The organism is Albimonas sp. (genome assembly GCF_055129145.1).
The window spans coordinates 1-16,482 of record NZ_JBSRTQ010000002.1; the positions used below are offsets into that span (position 1 = coordinate 1).

At 70.5% G+C, this 16,482-nt stretch carries 15 protein-coding genes and 3 tRNA genes; 8 read left to right on the forward strand and 10 right to left on the reverse strand.

The annotated features are described in order from the left end of the window. Window positions 1–114: 114 nt before the first annotated feature. From truA to ACTB72_RS00515, 5 genes are all read left to right on the forward strand, one after another. Entirely contained in the window at window positions 115–885 is a 771-nt protein-coding gene (truA, locus tag ACTB72_RS00495) for a tRNA pseudouridine(38-40) synthase TruA (RefSeq protein WP_463035010.1), read from the forward strand. A 503-nt stretch (window positions 886–1,388) separates the two neighbouring features. After that, entirely contained in the window at window positions 1,389–2,273 is an 885-nt protein-coding gene (locus ACTB72_RS00500) for an RNA polymerase factor sigma-32 (protein WP_463035011.1), read from the forward strand. A 255-nt stretch (window positions 2,274–2,528) separates the two neighbouring features. Then, complete coding sequence (locus ACTB72_RS00505) at window positions 2,529–3,344, forward strand: ferredoxin--NADP reductase (protein WP_463035012.1); 816 nt, start codon at window positions 2,529–2,531, stop codon at window positions 3,342–3,344. 96 nt (window positions 3,345–3,440) lie between these two features. After that, window positions 3,441–4,031, forward strand: coding sequence for a TetR/AcrR family transcriptional regulator (locus ACTB72_RS00510; RefSeq protein ID WP_463035013.1), 591 nt, complete (start codon window positions 3,441–3,443; stop codon window positions 4,029–4,031). Window positions 4,032–4,122: 91 nt separating this feature from the next. Then, the gene (locus ACTB72_RS00515; protein WP_463035014.1) at window positions 4,123–5,226 is read left to right on the forward strand and encodes an alkene reductase; all 1,104 of its coding nucleotides are present in this window, start codon (window positions 4,123–4,125) and stop codon (window positions 5,224–5,226) included. A 52-nt stretch (window positions 5,227–5,278) separates the two neighbouring features. Here ACTB72_RS00515 and ACTB72_RS00520 read toward each other — a convergent pair whose 3' ends face one another. Both ACTB72_RS00520 and ACTB72_RS00525 read right to left on the reverse strand, forming a co-directional pair. Continuing rightward, the gene (locus ACTB72_RS00520) at window positions 5,279–5,797 is read right to left on the reverse strand and encodes a hypothetical protein (protein WP_463035015.1); all 519 of its coding nucleotides are present in this window, start codon (window positions 5,795–5,797) and stop codon (window positions 5,279–5,281) included. A 113-nt stretch (window positions 5,798–5,910) separates the two neighbouring features. Beyond that, complete coding sequence (locus ACTB72_RS00525) at window positions 5,911–7,125, reverse strand: polyhydroxyalkanoate depolymerase (RefSeq protein ID WP_463035016.1); 1,215 nt, start codon at window positions 7,123–7,125, stop codon at window positions 5,911–5,913. 125 nt (window positions 7,126–7,250) lie between these two features. On the opposite strand from ACTB72_RS00525, the gene ACTB72_RS00530 reads away from it, so the two are divergent. Further along, the gene (locus ACTB72_RS00530; protein WP_463035017.1) at window positions 7,251–7,907 is read left to right on the forward strand and encodes a glutathione S-transferase; all 657 of its coding nucleotides are present in this window, start codon (window positions 7,251–7,253) and stop codon (window positions 7,905–7,907) included. A 201-nt stretch (window positions 7,908–8,108) separates the two neighbouring features. Here ACTB72_RS00530 and ACTB72_RS00535 read toward each other — a convergent pair. Further along, window positions 8,109–8,185, reverse strand: a tRNA-Pro gene (locus ACTB72_RS00535). Between the two features lie 192 nt (window positions 8,186–8,377). On the opposite strand from ACTB72_RS00535, the gene ACTB72_RS00540 reads away from it, so the two are divergent. Beyond that, window positions 8,378–8,452, forward strand: a tRNA-Gln gene (locus ACTB72_RS00540). A 135-nt stretch (window positions 8,453–8,587) separates the two neighbouring features. Here the strand turns inward: ACTB72_RS00540 and ACTB72_RS00545 are convergent. From ACTB72_RS00545 to leuC, 4 genes are all read right to left on the reverse strand, one after another. Further along, complete coding sequence (locus ACTB72_RS00545; RefSeq protein WP_463035018.1) at window positions 8,588–9,163, reverse strand: NADPH-dependent FMN reductase; 576 nt, start codon at window positions 9,161–9,163, stop codon at window positions 8,588–8,590. A gap of 583 nt (window positions 9,164–9,746) precedes the next feature. Beyond that, window positions 9,747–9,820: transfer RNA gene (locus tag ACTB72_RS00550), tRNA-Gln, on the reverse strand. Between the two features lie 418 nt (window positions 9,821–10,238). Continuing rightward, on the reverse strand, window positions 10,239–10,859 hold the full coding sequence (gene leuD / locus ACTB72_RS00555) for a 3-isopropylmalate dehydratase small subunit (protein WP_463035019.1): 621 nt from the start codon (window positions 10,857–10,859) through the stop codon (window positions 10,239–10,241). After that, window positions 10,859–12,268, reverse strand: a complete 1,410-nt coding sequence (gene leuC / locus ACTB72_RS00560) for a 3-isopropylmalate dehydratase large subunit (protein WP_463035020.1) — start codon at window positions 12,266–12,268, stop codon at window positions 10,859–10,861. Before leuC ends, leuD begins: the two co-directional genes overlap by 1 nt. Before the next feature lie 72 nt (window positions 12,269–12,340). Here leuC and ACTB72_RS00565 point away from each other — a divergent pair, with 72 nt between their 5' ends. Continuing rightward, the gene (locus ACTB72_RS00565; RefSeq protein WP_463035021.1) at window positions 12,341–13,078 is read left to right on the forward strand and encodes an SDR family NAD(P)-dependent oxidoreductase; all 738 of its coding nucleotides are present in this window, start codon (window positions 12,341–12,343) and stop codon (window positions 13,076–13,078) included. Window positions 13,079–13,086: 8 nt separating this feature from the next. On the opposite strand, the gene ACTB72_RS00570 is transcribed toward ACTB72_RS00565, so the two are convergent. Genes ACTB72_RS00570 through ACTB72_RS00580 form a run of 3 tightly spaced genes read right to left on the reverse strand, consistent with a single transcriptional unit; the run spans window position 13,087 to window position 16,375 of the window. After that, window positions 13,087–13,380: an Ohr family peroxiredoxin gene (locus tag ACTB72_RS00570; protein WP_463035022.1), complete on the reverse strand. Its 294-nt coding sequence runs from the start codon at window positions 13,378–13,380 to the stop codon at window positions 13,087–13,089. Continuing rightward, window positions 13,377–14,378, reverse strand: a complete 1,002-nt coding sequence (locus ACTB72_RS00575; protein WP_463035023.1) for an NAD-dependent epimerase/dehydratase family protein — start codon at window positions 14,376–14,378, stop codon at window positions 13,377–13,379. Before ACTB72_RS00575 ends, ACTB72_RS00570 begins: the two co-directional genes overlap by 4 nt. Continuing rightward, window positions 14,375–16,375, reverse strand: coding sequence for an oxidoreductase (locus tag ACTB72_RS00580; protein WP_463035024.1), 2,001 nt, complete (start codon window positions 16,373–16,375; stop codon window positions 14,375–14,377). Before ACTB72_RS00580 ends, ACTB72_RS00575 begins: the two co-directional genes overlap by 4 nt. Between the last annotated feature and the right edge of the window lie 107 nt (window positions 16,376–16,482).

The window sequence follows — 16,482 nt, forward strand, 5'->3', positions numbered from 1 at the left end:
GTCCCGCGCGCCGCGGGCGCCCCGGGCCAACCCGCGCCCGGGCCTGCGCGGCGCTCCCGCCCGCGGGGTCAGAGCGGACTTGCGCCCCCCGTCCGACCGCGGCATGAGGCGGCCATGCCCCGCTACAAGCTCATCGTGGAATATGACGGCCGCCCCTTCGCGGGCTGGCAGCGCCAGGTGGACTATCCCTCCGTCCAGGCTGTCATCGAACGCGCGCTGCGCGTGATCGAGCCCGCGTCCGACGGCATCTACGGGGCCGGGCGCACCGACGCCGGCGTCCATGCCACCGGCCAGGTCGCCCATTGCGACACCGAACGCGACTGGGATCCGTTCCGCCTCGCCGGCGCGATCAACGCCCATCTCAGGCCCGATCCGGTCTCCATTCTCCGGGCCGAGCGCGTGCCCGACGCCTTCCATGCCCGTTTCGAGGCGATCGAGCGGCGCTACCTCTATGTGGTCATCGCCCGCCGCGCCCCGCTGACCACCGACCGCGGCCTCGCCTGGCGGGTCCACGGTCCGCTCGACATCGATCTGATGCGCGAGGCCGCCGCCCACCTGCTGGGCTTTCACGACTTCACCACCTTCCGCTCGACCATGTGCCAGGCGAAATCGCCGATGAAGACGCTCGACGCGCTCGACATCGTCGAGCGGCCGACCATCGCCGGCGCCCGCTTCGAATTCCGCCTGCAGGCCCGGTCCTTCCTGCACAACCAGGTGCGCAGCCTGGTCGGCACGCTGGAGAAGGTGGGGTCGGGGCGCTGGGCGCCGGGGCGGGTGGCCGAGGCGCTCGCCGCCCGCAATCGGGCGGCCTGCGGGCCGGTGGCCCCGCCGGACGGGCTTTATCTGACCGACGTGATCTACCCGGACCCGGCGCCCGGGGGCTGAGCGGTCAGGGCAGGAGGCGACCGGCTTCGGCCAGGTTTCCGCACGCGCCACCGACATGTCGGCGCGGAACGGATTGCGGAAGCGCGATCACGCGCCGGGGCGGGCTCGACCCGGGCGCCTCGAAATCCGGGCCGGCCGGCGGGATCCGCCGGGTCTCCAACGGCGCCCCCGTGAGTTCCGCCGGCAGAGGGCCGCTCAAGGACCGCGAAGAATATCGACATTCGGCGATGCCAGGGTCCACGGCGCGCGTCCCGAGATGGCGAGGTCTGGGTGAACCGCAGTCTGCAATGTGGCGAAGTCTCGATTCAGAGACACATTGTGGCCCTATTCATGCTTTGGAGGGCGGTTTTTCGGGTTTTTGTATCATTTTGAGAAACATTACGTTTCCGCACCTGCGGCGGTGATCCAAGATCATAAGGCGAGCGTATCCTTTCACATAACAACGAAGATCAGCCGGCGACGCCCGCCCCCCGGGCGAACCGGCTCGGAACAGGAGTAGGATGATGGCCCTCGACGCCCCTCAGATCGGATCCCTGACCCGCACCGCCATGGCCGCCGAGCTGCTCGACGCCGAGACCGAGCTCGATCTGGCGCGCCGCTGGCGCGACGATGGCGATGAGCAGGCTCTGCATCGCCTGGTGACCGCCTATATGCGCCTGGCCGTGTCCATGGCCTCCAAGTACCGACGCTACGGCGCGCCGATGAACGACCTCATTCAGGAAGCCGGCGTCGGCCTCATGAAGGCCGCCGAGAAGTTCGACCCCGAGCGCGGCGTGCGCTTCTCCACCTACGCGGTCTGGTGGATCAAGGCTTCGATCCAGGACTACGTGATGCGCAACTGGTCGATGGTGCGCACCGGCTCGACCTCGTCGCAGAAGTCGCTGTTCTTCAACATGCGCCGCATCCGCGCCCAGATCGAACGCGAGATGGAGCGCGACGGCGTCAAGCTGTCGGGCGAGGAGATCCGGGTCCGGATCGCCGTCGAGCTCGGCGCGCCGCTCCGCGACGTGGAGATGATGGAGGGCCGTCTGGCCGGTTCCGACTTCTCGCTCAACGCCCAGCAGTCGGGCGAAGAGGGTCGCGAGTGGATCGAGACGCTGGAGGATGACAGCCCGAATTCCGAGGCGCGCGTCACCAAGTCCCACGACATGAAGGCCGCGCGGAACTGGATCGAGACCGCGATGGACGCCCTGTCGGAGCGTGAGCGGATGATCATCCGCGCCCGCAAGCTGGGCGATGAGCCGGAGACGCTGGAGAGCCTCGGCGCCAAGCTGAGCCTTTCCAAGGAGCGGGTGCGCCAGCTCGAATCCCAGGCGTTGCGCAAGATGCGTCGCCGCCTGGAGGAGACGGCGGGCGGAGAGCCCGCGATGTTGGCCGCGGCATTCTGATCGGCGCGCTGCCGGCGCTCGACCCGGATCATCGAAAGGGCGCCCCGTCGCGGGCGCCCTTTTCCGTTCGGGAACGGGGCGCGCCATTCATCACTTAATAAACGCGTGAAATAAATCAGGCCTCCAAACGTGATGTGAAATCCTCTTTTCATCCGCCCGCCGATGGGCCATGTGCAGGGGAACGCCCTGCGCCGGCCCCTCTCCCGGGGCGCGCGGGATATGGAACGCCCGGCAAGTGACGGAGGTGCCCCTCGCATGCGTGACCTGGATGACGCCACGAAGACCCCGGCCGCGATCGAGCCGCCGTCCAGCGCCTTCGCCGAGAAGGTGCTGTCGGTCAGCCACTACACCGACCGCCTGTTCAAGTTCCGTCTGACCCGTCCGGCGAGCTTCCGCTTCCGCTCCGGGGAATTCGTGATGATCGGTCTGCCGGGCGAAAAGCCGGTGTGGCGGGCCTATTCCATCGCGTCTCCCAGCTGGGACGAGGAGCTGGAATTCTACTCGATCAAGGTGCCGGACGGCCCGCTGACCTCCGAATTGCAGAAGATCCAGGTCGGCGACGCGGTGTGGTTCCGCAAGAAGCCGACCGGGACCCTGGTGCTGGATGCGCTGATCCCGGGGCGCCGGCTGTGGCTGTTCTCCACCGGCACCGGCATCGCGCCCTTCGCCTCGGTGATCCGCGACCCGGAGACCTATGAGAAATTCGAGCAGGTCATCCTCTGCCACACCTGCCGCGACGCCGCCGAGCTGACCTATGGGCGCGAGCTGGTCGCCGCGACCAAGGGCGACGAGCTGGTGGGGGAGGCGGCGGCGACCAAGCTGATCCACTTCGCCTCCACCACCCGCGAGCAGACCGAGGTGATGGGCCGGACCACCGATCTCGGCCGCTCCGGCAAGCTGTTCGAGATGCTGGGGGTTCCGAAGATCACGCCGGAGACCGACCGCGCCATGATCTGCGGGTCGATGGACATGCTGAAGGACACCAAGGCGATGCTGGAGGAGTTCGGGCTGGTCGAAGGCTCCAACTCCCGCCCCGCCGAGTTCGTGGTGGAGCGCGCCTTCGTCGGCTGATCTCGCCGCGCACGATACCGTGAGACGGGGCGCATCGCGCCCCGTTCCGCGTTCCGGGGGCTTGCTTTCAGGAACGCTCATTCCGATATCGCGAGCATGAGCAAGCACGACGCCATATCCCGCGCCCCCGGCCGCCCGAGGCAATACGACCCCGAGCGGGCGCGCGCCGCGATCCTGTGCGTATTCAAGGCCAAGGGCTACGAGGCCGCGTCGGTGGAGGATCTGACCGCTGCCGCCGACCTCTCCCGCTCCTCCTTTTACGCGGCCTTCGGGTCCAAGCGCGGGGCTTTGATCGTCGCGCTGGGGCATTACCTGGAAGCGGGCGAGACGATGCTGGAGGCCGCCGCGGCGCCGGAGACCTCGCCCGAGGCGCGGATCCGGGCGGTGGTCGCCGCGATGTTCGATGCCGATGTGGCCCGCTCGGGCTGCTTCGTGGTCGACATGTCGGCCGAGCTCGGGGCCCGCGACGTGGAAGCGGCGGGGATGATCAACGACTCCATCGCCCGCAAGGCCCGGTTTCTCGCCGGTCTCGCCGCGCCCCTGCTGGGCGAGGCCAAGGCCGAGGGGCGGGCCCGCGCCGCGCTGGCGCTCTATCTCGGCGCCGCCTCGATGCGCAAAGCCGGCGCCCCCGTCACCGATGTCGACGCGCTGATGACCGAGGCCTGCCGCCTGCTCGGCGCCGACTGAACCCCGAGACGCCTGCGCCGGGCATCGGCGCGGGTCATTATGGACCATACGGTCCATATCCAATCGAACGACTCTCCAAGGAGATCCTGACATGACCGAACCCAAGCTCTTCACCGCCGGCAAGCTCGGCGACATCGACATCGCCAACCGCGTCGTCATGGCCCCGCTGACCCGCAACCGGGCCAAGGACGGCACCGACGCGCCCTTCGAGATCCACGCCGAATATTACAGCCAGCGCGCCGGCGCCGGCCTGCTGATCACCGAGGCCTCGCAGATCAGCCCCGAGGGCAAGGGCTACGCCTGGACGCCGGGCATCTATTCGCCCGAGCAGATCGCCGGCTGGAAGACGGTGACGGACGCGGTCCACGCCAAGGGCGGCAAGATCGTGATCCAGCTCTGGCATGTCGGCCGCATCTCCCACACCGACCTGCAGCCGAACGGCCAGGCCCCGGTGTCGTCCTCGCCGCTCGCGGCCAAGGTGAAGACCTTCCTCGAGTCGGGCGGTTTCGCCGAGACCTCCACCCCCCGCGCGCTGGAGACGGACGAAATCCCCGCCCTGATCGCCAGCTACGCCCAGGCCGCGAAGAACGCGATGGAGGCCGGTTTCGACGGCGTCGAGATCCACGCCGCCAACGGCTATCTGATCGACCAGTTCCTCAAGGACGGCGTCAACTCGCGCACCGACGGCTATGGCGGCTCCATCGAGAACCGCACCCGTCTGCTGGAGGAGGTGGTTGACGCGGTGATCGCGGTGATGCCCGCGGGGCGCGTCGGCGTGCGCCTCAGCCCGTTCTCCGGCGCCAATGACGCGCTGGATTCGACCCCGCAGGAGACGTTCGGCCGCGCCATCGAGCGGATCTCCGGCAAGGGCCTCGCCTATCTGCACGTGGTCGAGGGCCAGACCGGAGGGTCCCGCGACCTGCCCGCCGGCGCCGATCTCGAGGCCCTGCGCGCCAAGTTCGACGGGGCCTGGATGGTCAACAACGGCTACGACCGGGCCATGGCCATCGAGGCGGTGGACAAGGGCGAGGCCGACGCGGTGGCGTTCGGCAAGCTCTTCATCTCCAATCCCGACCTGGTGACCCGCCTGCGCGAGGGCGCGCCGCTGAACGCATGGGACCAGGCGACGTTCTACGGCGGGACCGAGAAGGGCTACACCGACTACCCGGCGCTGGCCGAAACCAAGGCGGCCTGAACCGGCCGGACCAGGGCGGCGGCGTTTCGGCGCCGCCGCCTGCCGCGACAGGTCAGGCCTGGGGGTCGAAGCGCTCGCACGGCACCCGGATCCGTGCGCCGAACTGCAGCAGTCCGGGCCCGTAGGGCAGGATCGACAGGCGGGGCGGGCCCTCGGGCGGGCGCAGGCCGGCGGCGTAGCTGACGCCCTCGACCAGGTCGCCCACGGTCATCCGGAAACCCCAGGGGGCGAAGGTCACCGAGATCGGGCTCAGCGTCACGCCATCGACCGAGAGCCAGGCCTCGCCCTGCGCATCCACGCCGGCGGCGAAGGCGACGCCCTCATGCCGGCCGCGGATGCTCAGGACCCCCCTGCGCCAGCCGCCGTCCCGGCTTTGGCGGACCGGATTTTGGCGGACCGGATCCGGGGCGTCGAGGCGGTCCATCGGTCCCGGCGCGCCACCGTCCTCGGACCGGATGGTGTCGGGTCGGGGGGGCGCCGACGGATCCGCGGGCTGCTCGCCCGGGCCATGACCCGTCCGCGCCTCCGCCGCCGCCATCGCGTCGCTCGCCTTCAGAAACGCACGCAGCATCACGGCCTCCGTCCAAACGCCCAAGCGACAGGATGGGGCGGAGGCGGGGGCCGCGCCTTGACGCGGATCAAAGGTTGCGGCGTTCAACCAACGCCGTCCCTCTCAGTCCCCCGTCATTCCATCGCGAGGATCATGTTGCGGACCACCGGGTAGATCTCGTGGTCCCAGCGCTTGCCGTTGAACACGCCGTAATGGCCGACATTGGCCTGCAGGTGGTGGCGCTTGAGGTGCGGGCGCAGGGACGAGCAGAGGTCGTGCGCCGCCGCGGTCTGGCCCAGCGCGCAGATGTCGTCGCGCCCGCCCTCCACCGTCAGCAGCGCGGTGCGGGTGATCTTGGAGGGATCGACCTTCTTGCCCTGATACTTGAAATCGCCGGTGGCGAGCTCGCAGCGCTGAAAGATACGGTCGATGGTCTCGATGTAGAATTCCTCCGTCAGGTCGAGCACGGCGAAATACTCGTCGTAGAAGGTCTTCACCTTCTCCGCCTTCTCCAGTTCGCCGGCGGCCAGGTTCTCATAAAGCCCCTTATGCGCGGCCTTGTGCCGGTCCATGTTCATCGCCATGAAGCTGATCAGCTGCACGAACCCCGGATAGACCCGCCGTCCCCCGCCGCGATAGCGCAGCGGCACGGTCTGGATCATGCGCTGCTTGAACCAGCTGAGCGATTTCTCGTTGGCAAGGTCGTTGACCGAGGTCGGGCTTTCGCGCACGTCGATGGGCCCGGCCATCAGGGTCATGGTGCGGGGGGTGCAGGGATGCTTGCGCTCCGACATCACCGCGACGGCGACCAGGGTCTGCACGCAGGGCTGGCAGACGGCGAGCATGTGCCCGCCCTCCCCGATCTCCTCCATGAACCGAATCAGGTAGGAGACGTAGTCCTCCACCCCGAACTTGCCGGCGGAGACGGGGACGTCGCGCGCGTTGGTCCAGTCGGTGATGTAGACGTCGTGATCCTGCAGCATGGTGCGCACGGTGCCGGCCAGCAGGGTGGCGAAATGGCCCGACAGCGGCGCCACGATCAGCACCTTGGGCTGCTTGGTGTCGACGTCCTTCCTGAAGTGCAGCAGGTCGCCGAAGGGCAGGCTGAGCGCCACTTCCTCGGTCACCTCGACCTCGCGGTTGCCGACCCGGACGGTGGCGATGTCGAAGGACGGGCGGGCGTGGCTGAGCTCGAAGCGCGACACCATCTCCATGGCGGCGAGCCCCTTGCGACGCATGTCGGCGGAAAGACCGATCCCGAACGCATCCCCCAGGGCCATGCCCCACTTCGCGGCGAAGCGAACGGGGGCCAGAAGGTCGTTCTGGAACTGGTAGGTCTGGTAGAGCATGAGGCGGGACTCCAAACCGCAGGGCAGGTCACGAAAACGCTAGTGCAATTCTTGTTGCGGTGCGAGAGAGTTTAATCGCGCTGTCTCAACGCGCGGATAACGTGCGATCAGAAGGGGGGCCCGGAATGGCCAAGTCGACCCTGACCATCTCCTCCAAGAACTATTCGTCGTGGTCCTTGCGGGGCTGGCTGCTGTGCAAGATGGCCGGGCTCGAGTTCGACGAGGTGCCGGTCGATCTCGACGATCCCGACAGCCGTCAGGAATTGCTGCTGCTGTCGCCTTCGGTGCTGGTGCCGCGGCTTCAGCATGGCGACGTCTCGGTCTGGGACACGCTGGCCATCGCCAACTACCTGAACGAGGAATTCCCCGAGGCGCGGCTGCTGCCCGACGCCACCAAGGCCAAGCGCGCGCATTGCCGCTCGGTCTCGGGCGAGATGCATTCGGGCTTCTACAACATGCGCTCGGCGCTGCCGATGAACCTCAAGGCGCGGCATACGAAGTTCAAGATGTTCTCCGGCGCGCGCCCCGATGTGGAGCGGGTGAAGGAGCTGTGGACCGAGTGTCTGGAGCAGTATGGCGGCCCGTTCCTGTTCGGTCGTCCGACCATGGCCGACGCGATGTGGGCGCCGGTCTGCACCCGGTTCCGGACCTATGCCGTGCCGCTGCCGCCGTTGCTGCAGGCCTATTGCGACACGGTGTTCGAGTGGGACCTGATGAAGGAATGGACCGAGGGCGCGCTGGCCGAGCCCGACGAGATCCTGGAGCTCGAAGTCGAGTTCTGATCCCGGCCCCTTTCCGCCGCCGAGATTGAAAACGCCCGCCCGGGTATGCTCCGGGCGGGCGTTTTCATGCGTCGGCGCGGCGGCTTTGGCATGCGGGACGCTTCGGCCGAAGCCGTTCGGTCATCTGTAGCATCGAGATGAGCGGTGGGGCCGGCCTGTCGGCCCCGGCGGTCCTGCGCGGGTTCCCGAAGGGCCGCGCAATGGTCGGAGTGAGAGGATTCGAACCTCCGGCCCCTGCCTCCCGAAGACAGTGCTCTACCAGGCTGAGCTACACTCCGGACCGCGCGCCGCGGGGGCGTCCCCCGCTGCGCAGCGCTCGTTAGCAGCCCCCCGGAACCGGCGCAAGGCCGATTGCGCGGGCGCCCTTGCGGAGGGCGGCCCGAAACGTCGGTCGGGGCGTCGCCGCAGGCCGGGAGATGATCGCAGCGGCTTGCCGGATGCGGAGGACGCGGCTAGGTTCCCGCCCGCGATGGGGCGTGGCCAAGTGGTAAGGCATCGGTTTTTGGTACCGTGTATCGCAGGTTCGAATCCTGCCGCCCCAGCCATCGCATCTTTTTCCCGAGATCTCCCGGACCGGGGCGACATCTGCGCGCGGGGAAGGCGGCGCGCAGGCGTTCGGGTCTCGGCGCCCGTCGCGGCGCCGACGCCGCGACGGGCGGGGGCGAACCGGAGGCGCCTGATCAGCCCGCGCGCAGCGGCTTCAGCGCGCCGCCGAGCTTCGAGAGCTCGGCCAGCATGGCCTGGGCGGAGGTCGCGTGGATCTCCTCGGCCTTGAAGACCGCGTCCTCGATCTTGCCGGCGACCATCGGGACCATGACCTGATCGAGCAGCGGCACCATGCGCAGCACGCTCAGCAGCGGCTTGGTGGCCTCCACCGCCCGCACGCCGCCGGAGGCGCCGCCGTAGCTGACGAAGCCGGCCGGCTTGTAGGCCCATTCCTTCGAGAGATAGGTCAGCGCGTTGACCAGCGCCGGCGTGGGCCCGAAATTGTATTCCGGCGTGACGAAGACGAAGGCGTCCGCGGCGCCCACGCTCTGCGACCACGCCCTGGTGTGGTCGTGCACGTAGTCGCCCGAGCGGGGATGGTTCGGCTCGTCGAACACCGGCAGCGCGAAATCGGCGATGTCGACGAGATGCGCGTCGAAATCGGGATGGGCCTCGGCCACGCCCTGGAACCAGCGGGCGACGGCGGGGCCGACGCGGCCGGGGCGGGTCGAGGCGACGATGGTGTGCAGGCGCAGGGTCACGGATCGCATCTCCTGAGTGAAAGGGGCCGGAACCAGATGTGCGAAGCGCGCCGCCCGGCGCAATGGCGGCCGGGCGGAAATGCGGGGCGGGATCGGAGACGGATCGTCTCGGGCTCGGCTCAGGTCTTCGGCGCCGCCGCCTCCGGCAGGTCGGGGCTGAGGATCGGGCGCGGGGGGCGTTTCACGGCCCCGTGCCGCAGCCCCCGAGGCGCGCGGCGGCAGCGGGTCCGGTTGGCCGGGCGTCTGTCATACCGGCTGAGACCGCGCTGATCGGGGCCGATCCCCCCGCCGCCGCCGCTGTGGATCTCCAGCGGTTCGGCGATCTCCCGCTTGGGGGGATCAGCGTGAACCGGCCCCGCGCGGCGGGCTTGCCGAGGCCGGCGTCCGCCTGACCGCCGGAGCCCGGGGCGAGCAAGGGGCCGAACCGGACCTGCACGCCGGGACGGCCGCTTTGCGGGCCTTGGGATCCTGGGTCATGGACTCCTCAGGCGAGGACATGACCGGGACGTCGCAAAACCGGCGAGGACGCCGTTCCAGCCGCCGTCGGGCGCGAAACTTGCGGGGCGCGAAACTTGGTGGGGGAAGGCGTCGTTGGCTGGGGAACCTGGATTCGAACCAGGATTGACGGATTCAGAGTCCGCAGTTCTACCGTTGAACTATTCCCCAACAGCGACGGGGGCTGAACTAGCGAAGGCCCGGGACGAGGTCAAGGGGGCGGGCGGAGGATTCGGGCCTGGCGGCGCATTCGCCTGGGCGGAGGGGCGGCCGCCTCCAGGTCGCGGCGGCGTGATCGTTTCGCGATGGCCTCTTCCCATTCGCCCCCGGCGGGCCTATCTCGGGACCAGGCGGGTGCTATTCTTCTCGTGCAAGCGCCCTACATCCTGGTGGCCTAACTCTTCGCACGGGAGCTGGCTCTGTCTCGGGTCGTGGCCTGAAGCACCTGGCGCCCACCTGGTAACCCAGGCTGCGAGGATTAGAGGCTCTCACGGTCGCAACGGGCCCGCCGCCTTTTCCCCTTCTGCCTATTCATGCCCGATCATCGCCCGGCCCTCCCCCCTTGGCGGGGGAGGGCCGGGGCGACGGGTCAGCCCATTTCCGGCGCGGGCGTGGCCCAGGGGCGCAGCGCCGCGTCGCGAACCGCAAACGCTTCGATGTCGGCGGCCCGGCTGCGGGTCAGATCGAGGTCGTCCCAGCCGTTGAGCAGCTTGGTGCGCCAGACCGGCGCGATGTCGAATCGCACCGTCTCCTCCGCGCCGCAGATCTCCTGCGCCTCCAGGTCGACCTCCAGCCGGATCAGCCCGGCTTCCAGCGCCCCCAGCAGCCGCTCCGCTTCCGCCTCGGTCACCCGGGCCGGCAACAGGCCGTTGTTCACCGCGTTGCCCGAAAAGATGTCCCCGAAACTCGGTGCGATGACCGCGCGAAAACCGTGGTCGACCAGGGCGTAGACCGCGGCCTCGCGCGACGAGCCGCCGCCGAAATTGCGCCGGGCGACGAGGATCCGGGCGTCCGCCCGTTCCGGCGCGTCCAGCGGGAAGCCGGGGACCGGGGCGCCGTCCGGCCCGTGGCGCAGGTCGTGGAGGAGGACGGGGCCGTAGCCCTCGGATCGCGGCCGCGACATGAAGCGGGCGGGAATCAGCTGATCGGTGTCCACGCCCGACAAGGGCAGCGGGCAGGCGACGGCGTCGAGTTTCTTGAAGGGCTCCATCAGACGTTCTCCCGGATCAGGTCGCGGTGGTCGCAGAGCCGCCCGGTCACCGCCGCCGCGGCGGCCATGGCGGGCGACATCAGGTGGGTGCGCGCGCCCGGCCCCTGCCGGCCCTTGAAGTTGCGGTTGGTGGTCGAGGCCACGCGTTCCCCCGGCGCCGCCAGATCGCCGTTCATGCCGACGCACATGGAGCAGCCCGAGGCGACCCATTCGAGGCCGGCGTCGCGGAAGACCGCGTCGAGCCCCTCCGCCTCCGCCTGCGCCTTGACCAGCGACGAGCCGGGGGAGACCATCCCGGGCAACCGCGCGCGACGCCCGCGCAGGACTTCGGCCGCGGCGCGCAGATCCTCGATCCGGGCGTTGGTGCAGGAGCCGATGAAGACCCTATCCACCGCGATCTCGGTCAGCTTCTGGCCGGCGGTCAGGCCCATATAGTCCAGCGCCGCGCGGATCGCGGCGGCGCGGGCGGGATCGGCGATGGCGTCCGGATCGGGGACGGAGGCGGAGATCGGGGCGGCCTCCTCCGGGCTGACGCCCCAGGTGACGGTCGGGGCGATCTCGGCGGCGTCGAGGATCAGCTCCCGGTCGAACTCGGCGTCCGGGTCCGTCGTCAACGCCGTCCAGGCCTCGCAGGCCCGGTCGAACGCCACGCCCTTGGGCGCCCGGGGGCGGCCCTTCAAAAAGGCGTAGGTGGTCTCGTCCGGGGCCACCTGCCCGCAGCGCGCGCCGCTTTCGATGGTGAGGTTGCAGAGCGTCAGGCGCCCTTCCATCGACAGCGCCCGCACCGCCTCGCCAGCGTATTCCACCGCATGGCCCCGCGCCCCATCCGCCCCGATGCGGGCGATGAAGCTCAGCGCCAGGTCCTTGGCGGTGATCCCGGGCGCGAGCCGCCCGTCGACGCGCACCCGCATCCGCTTCGGCCGGCTCTGCCACAGCGTCTGGGTCATCAGCACATGGGCGACTTCCGAGGCCCCGATCCCGAAGGCCAGCGCCCCGAATGCGCCGTGGGTGGAGGTGTGGCTGTCGCCGCAGACCATGGTGAGGCCGGGCAGGGTCAGCCCCTGCTCCGGCCCCAGCACATGCACGATCCCCTGGCGCGGGTCGTTCAGTCCGAACAGGCGAACGCCTTGCGCCGCGCAATTCGCCTCCAGCCGCCGCACCATGTCGGCGATGCCGGGGGCGATGGCGGCGAGGTCGCGGGTCCGGGTCGGCGCGTAGTGGTCGGCGACCCCGAAGGTCAGGTCGGGGCGGGCGACCCCGGCCTCCTTCTCGCGCAGCTTGGCGAAGGCGTGGTGCGAGCCCTCGTGCACGAAATGGCGGTCGATCCACAGCAGGGTCTGGCCGTCCTCCCGCTCCGCCACCGCGTGCATGTCCCAGAGCTTGTCGAAGAGCGTGCGGGGTGCGGTCATTGGGCGCCCTCCCAGGTCCGGACAAATCGCGCTTGCAGGGGCAGAGTGGCGCCGAAATCAGGAGAGCAGGACATGGCGGACCTTTCGTTCGATCTGACGGGGCGCGCAGCGCTGGTGACCGGCGCGCGCGGCGATATCGGGCGGGCCATCGCGGCCCGGTTCTCGCGGGCGGGGGCGCGGGTGGCGGCGGTGGATCTCGTCGCGCCCGAGGGCGTGGGCGAGATCGCGCTCGCCTGCGACGTGTCGGACCCCGATGCGGCGGCGGCCTGCGTGGCGGCCGCCGCCGCCCGCCTCGGCGGATTGGAGATCCTGGTCAACAACGCCGCCGCGCCGACGCCGCTGGGCGACGTCACCCAGATCTCGCCCGCCGACTGGGCCCATACGCTGGGGGTGAACCTGACCGGGGCGTATCTCATGGCGCGCGCCTGCATCCCGCATTTCCGCGCGACGGGGCGCGGGGTGATCCTCAACATCGCCTCCCAGCTCGGCCATGTCTCCACGCCGGGCCGGGCGGCCTATTCGGCCTCGAAGGCCGGGCTTCTGTCGCTCACCCGATCCATGGCGCTGGACCATGCGGGGGAGAACATCCGGTCGGTCTCGCTCTCCCCCGGGGCGGTGATGACCGGGCGGATCATCACCCAGGCGGGCGGCGAGGCCGCGGCGGAGGCCGCGCTCGCCCCCCTCCACCCCGTCGGCAGGGTGGGGCGGGTCGAGGAGATGGCGGCCGCCGCGCTCTTCCTCGTCTCCGACGCCGCCGGCTTCGTCATCGGCGCCGACCTGCTGGCGGACGGGGGGTATACGGCCCGCTAGGGCGGGGCTCAGGCGAGGGCGAGCGTCACCTCGATATTGCCGCGCGGGCCGATGGAGACCTTCGCGACCGCCGAGGGCGTGCCGATGGCCAGCTTCTTCGCCCGCGCCAGGAAATCGAGGGTGGAGACGAAGCAGGCCGCATAGCCGGCGGCGAAAAGCTGCTCGGGATTGGTCCCGCCCGCGCCGGTCCCGCCCATCGCCGCGGGTTTGACCAGTTTCAGGTCCAGCGCCCCGTCCGGGGTGGCGGCGGTTCCTTCGCGCCCGCCCCGGGCTTCGGCTTCGGCGGTGTAGAGGATTTTCATGTCGCATCTCCGTGCGGGCCGAGCAGGGCCGCGGCGGCCGGCGTGGCGATCCAGGCGGCGTAATCGGCGGCGGCCTGCTCGGGGGTGAGATAGGTGAAGCCGAAGTCCTTGCGGAACCGCGACCCGTCGATGGGGGTGCGGGCGCGCGAGAGGTCGTCGTTATAGGCGAGGTCGCCCTCCTCGGTCCCGGTCCCGGTCAGGGACCATTCGAACGGGGTCGCGCCCTGCATGGCCTCGGCCAGCAGATCGGGCCGCCAGATCGCGCCGGACGACAGGTTGTAGAGGTCATGGGGCAGGTCCCGGGTCTTGAGCAGCAGGGCCAGCGCCCGGGCGATGTCGCGCGAAGACGTCCAGTCCCGCGCCCCGCCGGCCCCGATCCGGGTGGCTTTCCCGGCCAGCCCGCGCGTCGCGATCTGGTGGGGCACGCTCAGGGTCTCGCGTACGCCGGTGTCGTGTTCCCACGGCCCGAACACCGCGGTGATCCGGGCGCGCACGGTGGTCAGCCCGTCACGGGCGGCTTCCGCGGCCAGCGTCTCGGAGGCGAGCTTGGTGAAGCCGTAGAGGCCCGAGGGCGCGGGCTCCGTCTCCTCCGTCACCGGCTCCGGCCCGAAGGGCAGCGCGCCGTAGACCGCGCCCGACGACGGGTAGACCACGCGGGTCAGGCCGGCGCGGCGCGCCTCCTCCAGGAGGATGGCGGTGGAGAGCGTGTTGACCTCCGCCGCCCGTCGCGCCGGCACGATGTCGGCCCGCGCGCCCAGCGTGATCGCGGCGAGATGCACCGCCGCAGCGGTCCCCGCCAGCGCCTCGGCCACGGCGGCGCGGTCGCGCACGTCGCCCTGGATCACCTCCAGCGATCCGGGCAGCGTGGCGAAATAATCCAGCGCGGCTTGGGTCGGCGGCCGGTCGTTGAACGCGCGGACGCTCGCGCCCTCCGACAGCAGATGGTCGAGCAGGGCGAGGCCGACGAAGCCGCCGGCCCCGGTCACCAGATAGGTCATGCGATCTCCCGTGCGGCCTGATGGCCGGAATAGATGGCCTCGAGCGCGGTGCGCGGGGCGAGGGCGTCGCCGATGCGGCGCACCGGCAGGGAAAGGGCGCGCAGCGCGGGCCAGAGGCCGGGGGCGGCGCGGTCGTGGTCGGCGACGATGACGGCGGAGAGGCCGGGGAGCAACTCGGCCTCGCCGCTGGACAGCTCCTCGATGGTCAGGGTCTCGCCGTCCCAGGCGAGGGGGCGGCGGAGCGGGCGGACCCGCACGGCGCGGGCGCGCAGGCGGGCGGAGGTGGCGAGGGTGGAATAGATCGAGGTGCGCCAGGCGAAGGCGGCGGGCGGGGTCAGCACGGTGACGTCATGGCCGAGATCGGCGAGTCGCTCGATCACCGACAGCGCCGCCCAGTCGCCGGTGAAATCCGCGAAGGCGATGCGGGGGCCGAGGGTTTCGGGGTCCGCCAGCGCCTCGGTCGGGGTCAGCACCCGCCCGCCGCCGGGCAGGGAGGGCGCCGCGGGGGCGGAGCCGGTGGCGAGCAGGATGACGTCGGCCCCGTGGGCCGCGATGGCGGCCGCGTCGGCGCGGCGGTTGAGCGTGACCTCGACGCCGGCGCGGGCCAGCGCCTCGGCCTGGCGCGCGAGCATGTCGGCGAGGCCGGCGCGCTTCGGCATCGTCCTGGTCCAGATCAATTGGCCGCCCAGCGCCGCCCCCGCCTCCCACAACGCCACCCGGTGGCCGAGGGCGGCGGCGGTGGTCGCCGCCTCCATCCCCGCGGGGCCGCCGCCGATGACCAGCACGCGGCGGGGGGTGGCGGCGGGGACCGTGGCGGGTTCGGGCCAGGCGCCCTCCATCCCTGCCATCGGGTTGACCAGGCAGCGGATCGGCAGGTTGCGTTCCAGCATCCCCGCGCAGCCCTGGTTGCAGGCGATGCAGGCGCGGATTTCGGCTTCGCGCCCCGCCCTGGTCTTGTTGACGATGGCCGGTTCCGCGATATGCGCCCGCGCCATGCCGACCGCGTCGGCGATGCCGGCTTCGAGCGCCGCCTCGGCCTGGTCGAGCGTGGTGAAGCGGCACACCGCGAAGACCGGCGCGGGGTCGCCCGCCGCCCGCAACGCAGTGCGGATCCGGGCCGGCAGCGCGCGGAAGGGTGCGGGGTCCATCGCCATGTCGGCCATCTGCGTCGCCAGCGAATAGGACGCGTGATAGGCGGAATGAGACACGTTCACGAAGTCGAGCCGCGAGGCCGCGGCGAGCCGCACCGCGACCCGCTCCGCCTCGTCGATGGTCAGCCCGCCGGGCACGTATTCCTCCGCCCCCAGCCGGATCCCGAGGCAGAACCCCTCTCCGACCGCCGCGCGCACCGCCTGCAGCACCGCGATGGGGAACCGCAGCCGGTTCGCGAGCGACCCGCCATAACCGTCCCCCCGGTGGTTCGACAGCGGCGAGATGAATTGCTGCAGCAGGTGGCCATGCGCCATCTGCAGCTCGATCCCCTCGAACCCGGCCTCGACCAGGTTACGGGCGGCGCGGACATGGCCGTCGATCACCTCGGCCATGTCGTCCTCGTCCATCTCCCGTGGCGGCAGGCCGGTGGACGACCAGGCGACGGGGGAGGCGCCCCAGGACACCGTGCGCTCGAACTCCCCCTCCACCTGCCGGCCGAGATGGATGATCTGGCCGAGGATCCGCGCGCCCTCGGCCTTCACCGCGGAGGTGATCCGCGCGAAAGGCGCGATGCAGCTCTCGTCGAACCCCTGCACCGCCTGCGGCCGCCCGACCGAGTTCAGATGCACCCGGATCGACTCGAAGACGATCGCACCGACTCCGCCCCTCGCGCGGGCGAGGTGGTAGTCGAGATGACGCTGGGTCGGCAGGTGGTCGGCGCCGTAATTGGTGGTGTGGGCCGGCACGAAGATCCGGTTGCGCAAGCGCAGCGGGCCCACCTGCAACGGGCTGAGCGTCAGCGGATGGCGGGCGTCGCGGGCTGGCGTCGCGGGGACGGGCGTCACGGGCGGGAACCTCCGGTTTCGATCGCGTTGTCCGGACAATATTGTGATTGACCGAAGCTGTCACGTGTTTCATACAAGTTTCGTGTCAGGAAAAATACAGGTTTGGA